21 protein-coding genes are annotated in these 15,886 nt (G+C 38.9%); 6 read left to right on the plus strand and 15 right to left on the minus strand.

Annotated features, from left to right (window positions below):
• Positions 1-75: 75 nt before the first annotated feature.
• From CEY16_RS10450 to CEY16_RS10470, 5 genes are all read right to left on the minus strand, one after another.
• Positions 76-1,266 carry a cation:proton antiporter gene (locus tag CEY16_RS10450; RefSeq protein WP_101331958.1) on the minus strand — a complete coding sequence of 397 codons (1,191 nt, stop codon included), beginning with the start codon at positions 1,264-1,266 and terminating at the stop codon, positions 76-78.
• Between the two features lie 31 nt (positions 1,267-1,297).
• Positions 1,298-1,780 carry a DUF456 domain-containing protein gene (locus CEY16_RS10455; RefSeq protein ID WP_101331959.1) on the minus strand — a complete coding sequence of 161 codons (483 nt, stop codon included), beginning with the start codon at positions 1,778-1,780 and terminating at the stop codon, positions 1,298-1,300.
• A 12-nt stretch (positions 1,781-1,792) separates the two neighbouring features.
• A complete protein-coding gene (locus CEY16_RS10460) occupies positions 1,793-2,137 on the minus strand; it encodes an ASCH domain-containing protein (protein WP_101331960.1) in 345 nt (114 codons plus the stop codon).
• Positions 2,138-2,182: 45 nt separating this feature from the next.
• Complete coding sequence (locus tag CEY16_RS10465) at positions 2,183-2,707, minus strand: short-chain dehydrogenase (protein WP_101331961.1); 525 nt, start codon at positions 2,705-2,707, stop codon at positions 2,183-2,185.
• A 232-nt stretch (positions 2,708-2,939) separates the two neighbouring features.
• The gene (locus CEY16_RS10470) at positions 2,940-3,530 is read right to left on the minus strand and encodes a DUF3889 domain-containing protein (RefSeq protein WP_101331962.1); all 591 of its coding nucleotides are present in this window, start codon (positions 3,528-3,530) and stop codon (positions 2,940-2,942) included.
• Positions 3,531-3,710: 180 nt separating this feature from the next.
• On the opposite strand from CEY16_RS10470, the gene htpX reads away from it, so the two are divergent.
• Positions 3,711-4,613, plus strand: a complete 903-nt coding sequence (htpX, locus tag CEY16_RS10475) for a protease HtpX (protein ID WP_101331963.1) — start codon at positions 3,711-3,713, stop codon at positions 4,611-4,613.
• A 57-nt stretch (positions 4,614-4,670) separates the two neighbouring features.
• On the opposite strand, the gene CEY16_RS10480 is transcribed toward htpX, so the two are convergent.
• The 6 genes from CEY16_RS10480 to CEY16_RS10505 form a co-directional block, all read right to left on the minus strand.
• Positions 4,671-4,856, minus strand: coding sequence for a hypothetical protein (locus CEY16_RS10480; RefSeq protein ID WP_101331964.1), 186 nt, complete (start codon positions 4,854-4,856; stop codon positions 4,671-4,673).
• 40 nt (positions 4,857-4,896) lie between these two features.
• Positions 4,897-5,172 carry a hypothetical protein gene (locus tag CEY16_RS10485; protein WP_101331965.1) on the minus strand — a complete coding sequence of 92 codons (276 nt, stop codon included), beginning with the start codon at positions 5,170-5,172 and terminating at the stop codon, positions 4,897-4,899.
• Positions 5,173-5,271: 99 nt separating this feature from the next.
• On the minus strand, positions 5,272-5,586 hold the full coding sequence (locus CEY16_RS10490; protein ID WP_101332360.1) for a DUF2178 domain-containing protein: 315 nt from the start codon (positions 5,584-5,586) through the stop codon (positions 5,272-5,274).
• On the minus strand, positions 5,579-5,788 hold the full coding sequence (locus tag CEY16_RS10495) for a helix-turn-helix transcriptional regulator (protein ID WP_101331966.1): 210 nt from the start codon (positions 5,786-5,788) through the stop codon (positions 5,579-5,581). Before CEY16_RS10495 ends, CEY16_RS10490 begins: the two co-directional genes overlap by 8 nt.
• A 182-nt stretch (positions 5,789-5,970) precedes the next feature.
• On the minus strand, positions 5,971-6,474 hold the full coding sequence (locus CEY16_RS10500; RefSeq protein WP_101331967.1) for a YwgA family protein: 504 nt from the start codon (positions 6,472-6,474) through the stop codon (positions 5,971-5,973).
• 12 nt (positions 6,475-6,486) lie between these two features.
• Positions 6,487-7,782 carry an HD domain-containing protein gene (locus CEY16_RS10505; protein ID WP_101332361.1) on the minus strand — a complete coding sequence of 432 codons (1,296 nt, stop codon included), beginning with the start codon at positions 7,780-7,782 and terminating at the stop codon, positions 6,487-6,489.
• Positions 7,783-8,026: 244 nt separating this feature from the next.
• Here CEY16_RS10505 and recQ point away from each other — a divergent pair, with 244 nt between their 5' ends.
• The 3 genes from recQ (at position 8,027) to hemQ (ending at position 12,168) form a co-directional block, all read left to right on the plus strand.
• Positions 8,027-10,180, plus strand: coding sequence for a DNA helicase RecQ (recQ, locus tag CEY16_RS10510; RefSeq protein WP_101331968.1), 2,154 nt, complete (start codon positions 8,027-8,029; stop codon positions 10,178-10,180).
• A gap of 310 nt (positions 10,181-10,490) precedes the next feature.
• Complete coding sequence (locus CEY16_RS10515) at positions 10,491-11,336, plus strand: lipoate--protein ligase family protein (RefSeq protein WP_101331969.1); 846 nt, start codon at positions 10,491-10,493, stop codon at positions 11,334-11,336.
• A gap of 88 nt (positions 11,337-11,424) precedes the next feature.
• Complete coding sequence (gene hemQ, locus CEY16_RS10520) at positions 11,425-12,168, plus strand: hydrogen peroxide-dependent heme synthase (protein WP_101331970.1); 744 nt, start codon at positions 11,425-11,427, stop codon at positions 12,166-12,168.
• A gap of 48 nt (positions 12,169-12,216) precedes the next feature.
• Here the strand turns inward: hemQ and CEY16_RS10525 are convergent, their stop codons facing one another.
• Genes CEY16_RS10525 through CEY16_RS10540 form a run of 4 tightly spaced genes read right to left on the minus strand, consistent with a single transcriptional unit; the run spans position 12,217 to position 14,527 of the window.
• Entirely contained in the window at positions 12,217-12,564 is a 348-nt protein-coding gene (locus tag CEY16_RS10525; RefSeq protein ID WP_101331971.1) for a DUF4260 domain-containing protein, read from the minus strand.
• 26 nt (positions 12,565-12,590) lie between these two features.
• Positions 12,591-13,298: a hypothetical protein gene (locus CEY16_RS10530; protein ID WP_101331973.1), complete on the minus strand. Its 708-nt coding sequence runs from the start codon at positions 13,296-13,298 to the stop codon at positions 12,591-12,593.
• Positions 13,288-14,163: an ABC transporter ATP-binding protein gene (locus CEY16_RS10535; protein WP_101331974.1), complete on the minus strand. Its 876-nt coding sequence runs from the start codon at positions 14,161-14,163 to the stop codon at positions 13,288-13,290. The genes CEY16_RS10530 and CEY16_RS10535 overlap by 11 nt, the downstream gene beginning before the upstream one ends.
• The gene (locus CEY16_RS10540; RefSeq protein ID WP_101331976.1) at positions 14,153-14,527 is read right to left on the minus strand and encodes a GntR family transcriptional regulator; all 375 of its coding nucleotides are present in this window, start codon (positions 14,525-14,527) and stop codon (positions 14,153-14,155) included. The genes CEY16_RS10535 and CEY16_RS10540 overlap by 11 nt, the downstream gene beginning before the upstream one ends.
• Positions 14,528-14,676: 149 nt before the next feature.
• Between CEY16_RS10540 and CEY16_RS10545 the strand changes: the two genes are divergently transcribed.
• Both CEY16_RS10545 and gerQ read left to right on the plus strand, forming a co-directional pair.
• Positions 14,677-15,099 carry a cell wall hydrolase gene (locus CEY16_RS10545; protein WP_101331978.1) on the plus strand — a complete coding sequence of 141 codons (423 nt, stop codon included), beginning with the start codon at positions 14,677-14,679 and terminating at the stop codon, positions 15,097-15,099.
• Between the two features lie 258 nt (positions 15,100-15,357).
• Complete coding sequence (gene gerQ / locus CEY16_RS10550) at positions 15,358-15,870, plus strand: spore coat protein GerQ (RefSeq protein ID WP_202908632.1); 513 nt, start codon at positions 15,358-15,360, stop codon at positions 15,868-15,870.
• Positions 15,871-15,886: the final 16 nt, after the last annotated feature.

Below are 15,886 nucleotides of genomic sequence, written 5' to 3' on the forward strand. Positions count from 1 at the left end.
CATATATACCCCAAAATTTCGCTTTAACGTATTAAATAAAAAATATTTTATATTTTTTTCTTTTCTGTACAAAAATCAATGGTGCTGTTGCCATTTCGTCAGTGGGTAAATTATTAAACTTTGAACAACCAAAGATAAAATGATAACGCCAATTGTCAGCGAAAAAATCAGCTCTGCTTCTCCACTATATTGATCTTTGAAACCTAATAACAACGCAATAGACATCGTTCCCTTAATTCCTGCCCACGTCATCAGGTTTATATTTTTTAAACTGAACTCATGTCTCCATTTAGGAATAGCTTGAAAGACACCATACAGAACTAAGAATCTTACAACTAAAGTCAATAGAAAAAGAACGCCAATTGCCCAAAGGTGGTTCCATTTCAGCAAATCCATCGCCTCTATTCCCATCACGATGAACAAGATAGATAGTAATACAGGATTCACTACCTCCCAAAAACCATCTAAATAATTACGGTATTTCTCTTCATTCTCTAAGTCTTGAATCTCATAAGAGAATAGTAAGCCCGCAGCAACCGTGGCAAGAACACCAGATACCCCAAAATGCTCTGCTACCAAGAATGCACCATAAGCCATGACGACACTTACCATTACCTGGTATTCCTCATGGTGGGTGACATGGATGATCTTACTTACGGTGTAGCCGATGACTAACCCGATGGCTAAGCCTCCAAAAGCTACTAGGGCAAACTCCTTAAAGAAAGTCAGAATTGCAAAGTTTTGTTCATTTGTATAAATGCCTGCTACTACAGTAAAAAGTACCACACTTGTCCCATCATTGAACATCGATTCACCTTCGACAATATCAGCAAGCTGAGCCTTGTCAGTCGACTTTTTCAAGATATTGACGACGGAAACAGGGTCTGTCGGAGTCAATATCGATGCAATTAGTAGCGTTCCAATAAACCCAATCGATAAGGCGATTCCTATTGTTGCCGCCATAGCCCCAGCTAAAAGAAACGCAGTCAATAGCATTCCTACCGTAGCTAACGCTGTAAAAACTCCAAAATATTTCTTGAAATCTTTTAGTGGAAACTGATAAGCAGAAACAAACAGAATGGCTGGAAGGAACCACTCAAAAATAATTTTTTTAGTCAATTCCGCTTCTGCATAGAAAGGAATAAACGAAAGGGCTATTCCTAACGTCAATAAAATAATCGGGACCGGAAAGTATTCCTTCCTCTTATCGATTGCGTATATGATGAATCCAATCGCAACAAAGGTTATAAGATGATAGGCATTCATTTATACGACCTCCTACCAGTCTATTCTTGAGTTAAAAAATAACGACAACCAAGAACCAAATAACCATCACGAGGGTGATGATGAATTTGGCCACTGAACCACTCAGGAAACCGAGCAAAGAACCTATGGATGCTCTTCCAGCATCATAGAGAGTCCTTTTTTGAAGTAACTCAGTGATGAATACAGCTACAAATGGTAGTACCAGTATTCCAAACGGAGGTATGATGAATGAACCGAAAATTACCGCAATCGCAGCGACCCATTCCCCTTTTTTAGAACCTCCGAACCGTTTAACAAAATAACTATTCGCAATCACATCTGCGATTATGAGTATCGCTGTCAAAATAATCATGGAAGTCCAGAAAACCCATGTGAGCTCACCGGAGTCGATGAAGAAGTGATAAACCAAGAAACCACCCCATAAAACAACTGGAGCAGGAATAATCGGATATATGATTCCAATAAAACTTAAAATAAATAGCGCAATCACTACTAACCATAAAATGAAATCCATAACTTGTCTCCTTTATTGAATAAGCTTAACTTGAATTGCCAACGTCCCCCACTTTTTCTCTTGTTCAGGGGTATAAATATGATAAGTACTTTTAACCATCTCTTCTATCGTCTTACCCTCTGCTCCTAAATCTGAAGCAGGAAAATTTGAATACATTTCGTGAAAACTTGAGTAAGAGACCATTGCTGTGACTTCTACTTTTATTTGTTCAGTCTCCTCTGGCACCTTGGTGAAAGTGATTGTATCACCAACACTAATCTTCCTTCTTTTTTCGTCATTCAAACGAACTTCTATCTTTTTATTTCCCGATTTGATTGCTTCCATCGGTTCTTCATATAATCCCATATGATGATTCATGTGACCCCTCTTTTCTTATTACGAATATGGTTGTTCATCCCACGGTTATAGTTGACCGACCACATGACGCTTTTCGTTATTTTTAATCGCATCTATAACCCCTGTTGATATCTCTTTATGGGTCAACCAGCGAGTAGAATTTCCTTTTTTAATAAACCCTAATTGAACTTGATGGTATCTACCATTCAAAGGTCGCTTAACTGTTTGATCAATTTCGTCTAAATCCGTACTACTACCTAGCACATGAAAAAGGCTCCATTTTTTATCCTTATGTAAGCATTCTATGATTATATTTAACGCCTGTGGAGCATCAGAATGAATCCACGCAATCACTAAATCATACCCACCATTGTCTTCAATGGAGTGAGAGATAGTACTTTTTAGTTCCGTATCTTTTTTATAATCGACTAAGAGTGGCTCTATGAGTTTGGGGTGTTCAGCTAGTTGAATCAACTTGTCCATCTTCTCATGACTTCTTCCAATTACAGAGACCCGGTAACCTTGATGATGTAACCATATAGTGGCCTCCTTCAACATCCCCGTACCACCGACTACCAGTGCACGTTTCAATTTCGAAACCTCCCATTATCAAAAATGTATATATTGAATTGCTATGAATATGAGTCCGACCAACGAGGAGAATATATCTATTAATCTAAAAACCTCCGGAAGCGTTATCCATTTTGAGAAAAAAATTACTTGATAACTCTTCACTATTTCTCTTCAACCGACAACACTTCCTTCTTTAATTTTCATTTTACCAAAAGAAAAAACAAAGGAACCTGTCATGCAAGTTCCTTTGCTAACTTTCTACTTCATTCAAGTCGAATGAAATCACTCGGTTCGTTTGGGGGTTATAAATGACATTTCCTCTTACCTTGATTCTCTCTTGCGGTGAAGCTAATGTGAATTCATAACTTTCCTTTACCCTGTTAGAGGCTACTTCCTCCCTACCAAGAAATTGATAATCTACTACTCGATACATTGGATATGCAACTTGTGCCACTTCTACTAGATATCTACCGAATTGCTCTTGCTCTAGTTCAGGTGAAGGAGTGATCATCACGTTAATGATGCCCATATCGGGATTGGCACCCAAAGCTTCAAAAGCCTTTTGATGTAAATTGATTTTGTTTGGTGGATAGCCTGGAACAGTATCTACAACTTCAACCAATACCTCTCGCCCCGTTTGGGGGTAATCGACTTTTAACGTTTGCCCACAGGTGTAAAGGCTATTTGGACTGACAGCTACCGTCAGGAATTCATTATCTGACCATGGAATATTACATTGAGTCACTGATCCGCCCGTCGTCCATGAAGCCTGACCTCTTATTGGTTGCTGTCTCCAATCATAGTTTGTTCTCGGATTATAATACTGATATGGAAAATACATTTTTTCCTCCTATGAATCTTTTCTCATATAGCCTATGCCTATTTAAAAAAGCATGTGCGTCTCCATAATTTTTTGACGTTCTAGTGAACAAATATCATTAAGGGTCACTTTCGTTTTATGAAAAGGGTTTGCGTGGTATAATAAAATAAATAAATTAGAAAATTTGCAGGGGGAAAAGCAGTGGGTAAAAGAATTCTATTTTTCATACTTACAAACATATTAGTAATGACCACAATCATCATCGTTTGGTCACTGATCACTACATTCACTGACTTTGGCGGTTCATTCGAAAGCCAGAGTGGAATTTTAGGATTAGATTTAGTATCAATTGGTATATTCAGTATCATTGTCGGTTTTGCAGGCTCCTTCATTTCACTAGCCATGTCTCGTTGGATGGCTAAGAAAATGATGAAAGTGAAAGTGCTAGACCCAAATGGCAGCCTTTCACCTCAAGAGAAAACAGTCGTCGAGAAAGTTCACCGTCTATCACGCGCTGCAGGACTAATGCATATGCCAGAAGTCGGTATTTACAATGCACGTGAAGTTAATGCTTTCGCAACAGGACCTTCGAAGAAACGTTCGTTGGTAGCAGTCTCTAGTGGTTTACTTCAATCGATGGATGACGATGCCGTTGAAGGTGTTATCGCTCACGAGGTTGCACACGTTTCAAATGGTGACATGGTCACGATGACATTACTTCAAGGTGTAGTGAATACATTCGTGGTGTTCTTCTCACGTATCGCAGCGATTCTAGTTTCTCGATTAGTGAAACCTGAACTACAATTCGTCGTGCGATTCGCAGCGATTATCATTTTCCAGATTCTATTCTCAATCTTAGGTTCACTAGTCGTCATGGCGTACTCTCGTTACCGTGAATTCCATGCTGACAGAGGTGGTGCAGACCTAGCTGGTAAGGATAAGATGGCTCATGCGCTTCGTTCATTGAAAAATCAAGTGTTCAATGCGGAAGAAACAGATGATGCGGCTATTCAGACTCTTAAAATCAACAACAAGAGATCAACTAGCATGTTCTCATCTCACCCAGATATCGATGAAAGAATCCGTCGCTTAGAAGCGAAATAATATAATTAAATCCTGCAGAATTCAATCTGCAGGATTTTTTATGTAACATAACCAAGTCTAATTCATCGATTGCATGATACTGACTATTACCACGACAGAAATAAACACAATCACGTATAAGATTCCCATTTTCTTATAAGCTTTCTTCGTCATTTTTCCATCTTCATCAAGATCTCTTCTCGTAATGACATAACCCACGATGGCCAACCCTATTAATAAAAGAATAATTCCTACGTTATCCATTTTGATTCCTCCTACATCTTTTTCGAAAGATAAATCCAAATCACCCAAACATGATAATCGTGCTATTGGCAATGAGTGCGATTGTTTCAAAGCTAGTTAACCCCACTAATTGTAGTTGAAGTAAGAACATTAGCAGGAACATATAAACTAACATAGCCATCAATGAATATTGCATTGCTTTTTGGCGAATATGTTTCATTCTTTCATCTTTTTGGATGACTTGCGGTTGTAAATAACCAACGGAAACACTTGTTACGGCTAGCCCCATATATGAAGTCATTTCAATAATGGAGAATTCACCTAAAGTTATCATCATTCTAAACCTTAAAATAACAATGGATAGGAAAAGCCCTCCCATAAAATAATAAATTTTAGATATAGCGATCTACCCTCATCCTTCCACACAGTGCTGAGGTTACGCTTTTTTGGAAGCTACCATCCCAGTGAACAATAAGGAGATACAGTGCACAAGATATAATGCTGTCAGTAAAAAGAAAGCAAATGAAATACCATCAAAAATGATTACTACGCACCATGCAATCATCATGGATACTAAAGTCACATTCCATGATAAAGCTTTAGCATAATTCGTAACAAATTGATTGCGCTCATCAAACCAACGTTTTTTCTTTCCAACCTTCTTGAATATCACATAAGTAATAATCATTCCAACTGCAGCAAAAGCAATACCTGATAATCCCGCCAAAGTGTTCAACATACTCTCACTCAACATTTTCATCTCCTTCAAAAATAAATATTTCCTCTATGGAACACCCAAATACCTGGGCTAATTTATTTGCTAATACTAAGGATGGTTTATATTTCCCTTTTTCTAAGGAGATTACTGTCTGTCTAGAAACATCAAGTTTTCTTGAGAGATCATCTTGCGTCATGTGCAGGGAATTTCTTTTTTGCTTAATTAAATTTTGCATGTTACCTCCATAAAGTAAAGCTAACTTTACGTAAAGTCTACTTCACATTTCAGGCTGTGTCAAGTCAGCTTTACATTCAATTTAAGATTAAATACTAATTCCGCACAAAGTGTTGACGATAACACTCAGTTTCCCCCTTTTTTGAAAAAATAAAAATCGCCCTTTTTAAAGGGCGATTCTAATTAGTGAGTCTGTTTTTTTAATTCATCAATGAACTTCCATGCTTCGGTAAGGTCTTCGTCAGTAAAGTTCTGTTTACTTTTCACCGTCAGTACCTTTTCCTCAACCTCATCTTTTGAAAAATTATCAAAGTACATCATCGTTGAAACTAGTTCCAAAAATTTAGAGCTTTGTTCGTTCATTTTGGTGATCATCGGTGACAGTTTCGGTGTATCAACTTCTGCATCCTTCAAGAAGTCTTTACCGCTATCCGTCAGTTGATAACGATATTGATAATAACCTTTTTCTTTTTCCTTCTCTTCATCTAAAAATCCTAAGTTACATAATTCTTCGATACGAGTAGATAATTCTTCTGAATATGGTCCATAAAAGTGAAAAGAATAACGTTCAGAAAAATCGATATCACATTTTTTCATAATATAAATCATTTTCTGTAGACGTTTGCGCCCGACGACTTCCTCTGCTTGATTAAAAAAGTTGATAAGTTTCGCGTGATCTTCTAACAATTCATTCAGCCCCTAACCTTGTAAAATTTCCAAGATCCGTTGTTTCAGTTCGCTATCTTGTGGAAGCTGTTCGATTAAGTCTTCCGCATAATATAATTTATGATCGGTGCGCTTTTTACCCGAAATGGCTTCAACAATATCGGACTGGCGCGACAATTCTTTAAAGTCTCCGTTCGGCATCATCAAGTGGATCGGCAAACGTTCCTCTTCTTCACCTGGACGATAGAAATCGTAAGGTAAATCCGATGAGGAATCGACTTCTAAATAGTAAGTTGGATCAATTCCCGCTTCAATGAAACATTCCTTCAAATCCATCAGTTCTCTGTACTGATTGCCTGGATTGAACTCAATATATTTATACAAATCACGGTCGACAAAACGACGACATAAATCAGATAAAATCGCGTCGTCTTCTTCTTGCCAAATATGAAAATAGTAGAAAGCAACATTTTCATCCAACTTCAAATAATCTTCGAGAGACACTTTTTTTTCAAAAAAGCTCTTGAAATGACGTGGCTCCAGTTTGAATTTGAAATCGGAGTGATACAATTCCTTCGCGCGGTGCAGAATCTTCGTCAAAATCACTTCAGCACTACGTGTGACTGGATGAAAATAGACCTGCCAATACATCTGGTATCGACTCATAATGTAGTCTTCAACGGCATGCATGCCACTCTCTTTAATAACTACTTGTTCTTCCATCGGGCGCATGACACGTAGAATCCGCTCCATATCAAAATGTCCGTAGCTTACGCCTGTAAAATAAGCGTCACGTTGTAAATAGTCCATTCGATCAGCATCAATCTGACTTGAAATCAAACTGACAACCAATTTATTAGAATACGTCTTATGGATGACATCAGCTACTTTTTGGGGAAACCCTGGATCCACTTTTCGTAAAATCTTGTTTACTTGAGTGTCGCCTAAAATAATTTCACGTGTATAATCTTCGTGGTCCAAGTCGAATACTTTTTCAAAAGAATGTGAAAAAGGGCCATGTCCTAAATCATGCAACAGGGCTGCAGCTAAACATACTAAACGCTCGTCTTCATCCCAATTCGGATGACCTTTGAAATTTTCGATGATTCTTCTGACAATCTCATACACCCCTAACGAGTGACTGAAACGGCTGTGTTCTGCTCCGTGGAAAGTTAGATAGGTTGTCCCTAGCTGTTTGATTCTACGAAGTCGTTGAAATTCAGAAGTCCCTATCAAATCCCAGATGACGCGGTCTCGAATATGTATGTAGCGGTGAACAGGGTCCTTGAACACTTTCTCTTCGCTTAATTTTTCATCACGATATGCCATGCTTTCCGACCTTTCTACATCGTCTAACAATCTTTTTATCATTATATCTTTTTTTAAATTAAATTCATACCTTGACATATAGAAAAGGGTAAACCTCTTTTCAATTCGAAATTCAGCATGGGCTAACTATGTTGATAGAAATTTATGATAGATCAGGTAAGATGTAACCTTTTCCTGAATGATATAATATCTCTTAGGAACAAGTTTTTTTTCGATACAAATTCATTTAAAAAGGAAGATTTATTTGCTGAATCAAGCACTAGACAAACTCAATGAATACTTTGGCTATTCTTCTTTCCGACCAGGACAAGAAGAAGTCATTAATCATATATTACATAAAAATAATACCTTAGCGATCATGCCAACTGGTGGTGGGAAATCTCTATGCTATCAGATTCCAAGTCTTGTATTGGATGGAACAGCCATAATCATCTCACCTCTCATTTCGTTAATGAAAGATCAAGTGGATGCTTTGCAAACGGTAGGGGTTTCCGCCACTTATATTAATAGTTCGTTACATACTTCAGAACAGCAATCACGTCTTAATGGAATGGTCGATGGACAATACAAAATTTTATACGTTGCGCCCGAAAGGTTTGAATCTGTCTCTTTTATTCGCTCGATAGAGAAAATAGACATCTCCCTGATCGCATTCGATGAAGCACATTGCGTCTCACAATGGGGTCACGACTTTCGTCCAAGCTATAGATCTGTGGTGCCGACTATCCAAAAACTTCAGATGTCCCCACCACTCATCGCACTTACAGCTACCGCTACCAAAGAAGTGATCAATGATTTAAAAAGACTTCTAAAAGTAGAGACCAATCACACGGTCGTAACTGGATTCGCAAGGGAAAACCTGAGTTTCAAAATCATTAAAGGTACGGATAAAAAAGATTACATGTTGAATTATATACGAAAAAACATTGATGAATCAGGGATTATTTACACACCAACTCGTAAAATTACCGATCAAATCCATTCGTTTTTAATCAGTAAAGGAATTCAAGCTGGACGATATCATGCTGGGCTGACTGAGGAAGAGCGTCAAGAGGCACAAGTGACATTTGCATCAGACGACACAAAGGTGATGGTCGCAACTAATGCGTTTGGAATGGGGATAGATAAATCAAATGTGCGATTTGTGATTCATCATTCGCTTCCAATGAACATTGAATCCTACTATCAAGAAGCTGGTCGTGCTGGTCGGGATGGTGTAGATAGTGATTGTCACTTGCTATATTCGGCTCAAGATATTCAACTGCAAAAATTCTTAATTGAGAACTCTTCGCTGGATGAAGAATTGAAAAGGAATGAATACAATAAGCTTCAATCGATGATTACTTATTGCCATACTAGCCAGTGTTTGCAAAGCTATATTTTAGAATACTTTGGCGACGAACAAGAATTTTCTGAATGCGGCAATTGTAGTAATTGCCTTGATGATGGATATAAGGAGGATATGACGAAAGAAGCTCAAATGATTTTGTCTTGTGTAAAGCGAATGGGGGAACGATTTGGGGTAACCCTCACAGCTAAGGTTTTAAAGGGGTCAAAAAGCCAAAAAATTATCGATTTCAATTTTCATCACCTTTCCACTTATGGACTATTGAAGCAATATACCGAAAAAGAAATTATCCATATCATAAACTATCTGGTGGCAGACAGCTATTTAGCAATTACAGATGCTCAGTTTCCAGTACTAAAACTAACTCCCCGCTCGATTAACATCCTGAAAGATCAAGAAAAGGTTTGGATGAAAGTCCGTGATGAAAAACGAGAAGTTTCATCAAGTTATTCGGAAGAATTATTCCAAATTTTAAGGGGGTTAAGAAAATCAATCGCCAGTGATCATGGCTTGCCTCCATATCTTGTCTTTTCTGATGCAACACTAAAAGATATGGCTCGCCGTATACCTGACACCAAATCCTCCATGCTTCAGGTGAAAGGTGTTGGTGAGAAGAAATATGACCAATTTGGAGAGGAATTTCTAACTGAGCTAAAGAAGTTCCGCGAAGAACACAGCGATGAAATAAAAGTTGATGAAAATACCAATGACGTTTCAACCATCTCCAAAAAGAATAATGAATACGGTGATAAACCAGGCTTTGTCATCTCATACGATTTATTTCAAAACGGTAAGAGCATCAAAGAAATCGCAACTGAACGCGAACTCTCTTCCATAACAATTGAGAATCACTTATTTAAGGCCAACAAGGAAGGGCACAAACTTGAACTAGATAAATTTTTCACTGATGAAATCGAAAAACAGGTATTACAACAATTAGAGGAGTCCGACCAATCGGAGGTCAAACTGAAGCCTATTAAAGAACGTCTTCCAGATGATATCAGCTACACGATCATCAGAGCAGTTTTGACGAAACATGGAGTACTTTAAGCTAAAGTTCTCACGGAACACTTACCGATTAACTTTTTGACTTGGCGTTGTGATAGTTTGTTGTTGATAAAGAAAAATAGCTCGCTTTCCGCGGGCAACGTCTCAGCCTCCTCGAAAGCTACGCTTTCTGCGGGGTCTTCAACTGTTGCTTTTCCCGCAGGAGTCTCACCATTTTTTCTTTATCAACGCTAAATATTAAAACCGAACTTAACAGCGCCTTGACTTAAAAACCTATTCGCAATTTTTCACGAAATCCTATAAACTTTTGTATGGAAGAGTAATTCAAGATGAACTAGAGGAACGATAAAAAATGGAACACTCATTACTACAATTTGAAAAACTGAGACTGATTGATCATAGCGATCCAGATGAAGCTGAAATCCTGAATTCATTTGCCGCAGACGATACACTTTGCCTCGCTGCGAGTGAAAGTGATGAGTCAGCCATGCGCTTTTGGGTACATCGCCCAACAGTTGTGCTTGGAATCCCTGACAGCAGGCTCCCTTTTATAGTTAAAGGGCTTTCGTATCTGGTCGATCACTCATACGACACGATCATTCGTAACTCTGGTGGACTAGCCGTGGTTTTAGATGAAGGTATACTTAATGTCTCGCTCGTTTTCCCTGATTATAAAAAATACGACATACATGACGGATACGAAGCGATGGTTGAATTCATTCAATGGCTCTTCAAAGAGTACAAATCTTCCATTGAAGCATACGAAATCGAAACCTCTTACTGCCCAGGAACTTATGATTTGAGTATTGGTGGGAAAAAGTTCGCTGGTATTTCCCAACGGAGGGTAAAGAATGCATCCGCTGTACAAGTCTACTTATGCGTGGAGGGTGACGGAGCTGAGCGCGCTCGTCTTTTAAAAGAATTCTACGAGCGATCTATTAAAGGTGAATCCACAAAATTCACTTATCCGGAAGTTGACCCTGATGTGATGCAATCATTGGAGCAATTGTTGCAGACCCCTTTGACGGTCGAACAAGTGATGAAAATGATCACTGATAAACTGACCGAACATGGGGTACAAGTGGATCATCGACCTTTTAATCACCAAGAGCTCGAATGGTTCGAATCTAGACAGAAATTAATGGAAGACCGTAATAACAAAATCAAGTCATCAACCGACGACACAAAACGTTCATGACTGTTTCTTTTAAACGTCTTAGCCCCTTGTGTTATAGTGGTAGTGGTATATAAATAGAGTAATATTGAATATAGAAGGAGTGACAAACATGCCAGAAGCAGTTGAAACATTAGATGGATGGTATTGTTTACATGATTTTCGTAAAGTAGATTGGGCAAAATGGAAGAAAGCATCTAGTGAAGAGCGCGAACAAGCTTTAAGCGAACTGAATCATATGATGGCAGCTTGGGAAGATATCGAATCGGACAAGATAGGTAGCTTCGGTTTTTACATGATTGTCGGCCACAAAGCGGATTTAATGTTCTTGAATGCTCGCCCGACTATGGAAGAACTTACTGAACTAGAATCATCATTGAATAAATCAAAAATGGCGGAGTTCCTTACTCAATCGTATTCATACATCTCAGTAGTTGAATTATCGACATATATGGCTTATGGGAAAGATCCTGACACTGACCCAGAACTTCAGGCCCGTCTTAAGCCGATTTTCCCTAAATGGGATCACGTTTGCTTCTACCCTATGGACAAACGTCGCTTAGGAGAAGATAACTGGTATATGGAATCAAAAGATGAACGAGGCAAACTGATGTATGCGCACGGCCAAACAGGACGTAAATATGCTGGTAAGGTTCGTCAAATGATTACTGGTAGCCAAGGTTTAGACGACTGGGAATGGGGCGTAACATTATTCGCACATGACCCGTTACAATTCAAAAAACTAATCTATGAAATGCGCTTCGACGAAGTAAGTGCGCGCTTCGCGGACTTCGGTTCTTTCTATGTGGGCCACCGCAGAGATCGCGAAGAGCTTGAAAAAGTATTACACGTATAATATGTTAAAAGATCCTGTGTGAACGAAAACACAGGATCTTTTTTAAAATTAAACTTTATTCAGGTGTGTATCTTTAAAATCTGTAGGATATTTAAGTCCATAGCCTATCATTCTATCCATACCGATATGGGCAGCCAAAATCAACCCTATGGCTAATACAGCATCGACCGCTCCAAAATACCCAACTCCAATTAACAAAATCGCTAGAGTGTAAGTATGAACCAAGTTATAACACATAGCTCCTACACTATTATTGAAGATATAGCCCAACATGGAAAGATCGGGTGTGAACAATAGTATTAAAAACAACAACCAACTATACTCCATTTGATAATAGACAAAAACACTTACAGCTAGAATGAATAACCCTTCTAAATGAAGAAGTGACTTAACCAACACTTCTCCTCCTTTCAAGAATGCACTTATTTTTTACTAATCTGATCGACGATACTCGCATTGCGGATGATCATCCAAGAAAGGATAAGCGTCACACCTATGACATAAGCAAGGTATTCAGGTTGATAGTTCGGTCCAAAAATATTCATATTAATTACGAACTCTCCTACATTCAATAGTATTGGTTCTATGAAGAGCATTGCGATAGCTACTGCAAAGATAAGCCCTCCGATTAAGAAACCAAACCTGAAGAAAATCATACCAATTAGAAGGCTCGAAGATAGAATCAGTGAATAAATCATCATTTCATAACCCAACGTACTTAGTAAAGGCAAACTCTCTTCTAGCTCACCATTGAATGTGAAGATCTCGAAGTTCCCTACACCCAAACCTTGCTGCAATTGCATAATCCCCCATGTAGTCGTTTGGCTGATTATTGTCATCACAATAGCAAACAAAATTATATATACTAGCACCGATACAAAATAAGTATGACGAGTAGATCCTAACTTAATAATATAAGGAAATGTTTCTTTTACTAGCATTATCCCGAATATGACAGTGAAAATAACGGCTGGCAATACTGTTGTCATCATGATGGTTGAGTTTGGAGTGTAGCTTGCCAAAAGTAAGAAAGCAGCTATAAACAACAAGTAAATCGACCAAAAAATCACTATAGAATTCAAGGTATCTTTTGCCATGAAATAAAGGTTAGCTTTCACATTATGAAACATGGTTCGTCACCTCTTCTTTCGTTAAATGTACAAACAACTCCTGAATGGAGCAGTGTTCTGTTTTCAAGCCTATCGCTTGTGCTTCTTGTTCATCGAACTCTCCACCATAAATGATTGCTGATTTTTGACCGATCAAATTCGTTTGATGAATTACATTTTTGTCCTTAACAAACGACTCAACCTGTTCATCTTTTCCAGATACTAAAAGGTGTTGCTCTGATAAATCTGTCGCCTTCTCGTGTAGCATAAGCTCACCTTCATGTATGATGACAACCTCTTCAAAAAGCTTACTCACTTCATCGATCAGGTGAGTCGATAAAATGAATGTTCTTGGATGTAGCTCATATTCCTCTAACAACAAGTCATAGAAAGTCGAACGGAATGATGCGTCTAGCCCGATGTATGGCTCATCAAAGATCGTGATTGGAGCTCTACTCGCAAGACCGATGATAATCCCCAATGCTGAGGACATTCCTTTCGACAAGCCCTTTACTTTCTGGCGTTCTTTTAATTTAAAGACTTTCACAAGTTCCATCGCACGAGCATGGTCCCAGTTAGGATAATACTTCGAAGCTACTTTTAAAACGTCGCGTACTCTGAATTTCTCTTTAAAATTATTTGCCTCCGCTACAAAGCAAATATCTTTTGAGACATTACGATTATTGAACGGTTTCTCCCCGCCGACAGTCAAGTCACCTTTTGAAGGCTGAAAATGCCCCGCCAACAATCGTAGGAATGTCGTTTTACCGGCTCCATTCTTTCCTAATAACCCTATAATCTTATCGCCTTCAAGTTTAGAACTGAAAGATTGCAAAGCAACTTCTTTCCCATATACTTTACGTAACTCTTTTGCTTCAATCTTCATGTTTCATCCCCTCTTTCACCCAATTAGTAATTTGTTCTTCAGTAACTTCAATTCTCTTCGCTTCAAGAATCATAGGTTGAATGAACTGGTGATAAAATTCGTTCTTCTTCTTCTTGATGATTTTCGATTTCGCAGTTTCCGAAACGAACATACCGATCCCCCTTCGCTTATAAAGAACTCCCTCATCGACGAGTAGATTGATTCCTTTTGCCGCTGTTGCAGGGTTGATCTGGTAGTGTTTGGCTATTTCATTCGTGGAAGGTACTTGCTCTCCCTCCTTGATGCTGTCATCTATAATATTTGCTTCAATCAATTCAGCAATTTGTTGAAAAATTGGTTGATCGTCATTCAGTCGAATAGTCAATGAACCTCACCACCTATTTGGTTAGTTACTTATGTAATTAACCATATAACAAACCAACCTAAAAAGCAATAACTTTTTACTTCTTTTTCAAAAATATATTTCATATACATTGAACGAGTGATGCACGTAGGAAAAGAGGTGGTTACGAGTTGGCAGTTATCGCACACAATGAAGCTCAAATAAGAGAACTCGCTCGATTAATGCGTGCAGAAGCAGAGGGAGAAGGCCAGCAAGGGATGCTTTTGGTTGGAAATGTGGGGGTGAACCGGGTACTCGCTGATTGCTTGGATTTCACTGAGATTCGAACGTTACCACAGATGATCTATCAGTCACCTGGTGGCTTCGAGGCCGTACAAGAGTCATATTTTTACCAACGCGCTAGGGAAAAGGATATTCGACTAGCCAGAAGAAACGTAAGTGGGGAAAGGTTCAATCCAGGGCGAAATTCTTTGTGGTTTTTTATGCCTGATGGCCCTTGTCCACCTCAATGGTTCGGCCAATGGAATACTGGGAGATTTAAATCTCACTGTTTCTATGCTCCATTAGCATCTGAATGTCCTAATGTGTTTTAAAAGTCTCACATGGTTATTTCAAAGGGAGGTTATATAATGGCAGATGATTCAAAGAACAACAAGAATCAAGGACCTAAAAAAGATTCACGTGCAGGATATAAACAGCCTGCGCAACAGCCCTATACAGGGAACAATCCAGGGCAGGGCTGGTATCCAAACCAGCAAATGACTGCAGGGGCACAGAATAATATGAACCAAGCAAAACCAAACGTTCAAGCCCAAAAAAATAACAACAGCTACGGGTCACATGGTGCTGGAATGCCTTGGGGGAACCAAGTAGCTGGGTCAGGGTATAATGGTATGCCGCAAAATATGAGCGGATACCCTAATATGGGGCCTGGTTCATATGGAATGGGGCCTGGCTCACAAGGAATGGGACCTGGTTCGCAAGGAATGGGCCCTAGCTCACAAGGAATGGGGCCTGGCTCAATGGTTGCGGGAGCTGGATACGGTGGTTACCCAGGAACAAGCGGTCCATCAGGAATGGGCATGTTCCCAACCTCAGGTGTCGGTGGACTCGGTCGAGAACAATCCTATATAGAAAATATACTACGGTTGAATCGAGGCAAAGAAGCGACTGTGTATATGACTTTCGAAAACAATGCTCAATGGGGAGAGAAAATCTTCAAAGGGATTATTGAAGAGGCCGGAAAAGACCATATCGTCGTAGCGGATCCCCAAAATGGTAAATGGTATCTGTTATTAATGATTTACCTGGATTATGTTTCATTCGATGAAGAAATCGAGTATGAGTATCCGTTTAACGGGTAACATGTAGCGCAAATCG

Origin of the sequence: Halalkalibacillus sediminis (genome assembly GCF_002844535.1) — a bacterium.
In the GTDB taxonomy this organism is placed as follows: domain Bacteria; phylum Bacillota; class Bacilli; order Bacillales; family Alkalibacillaceae; genus Halalkalibacillus_A; species Halalkalibacillus_A sediminis.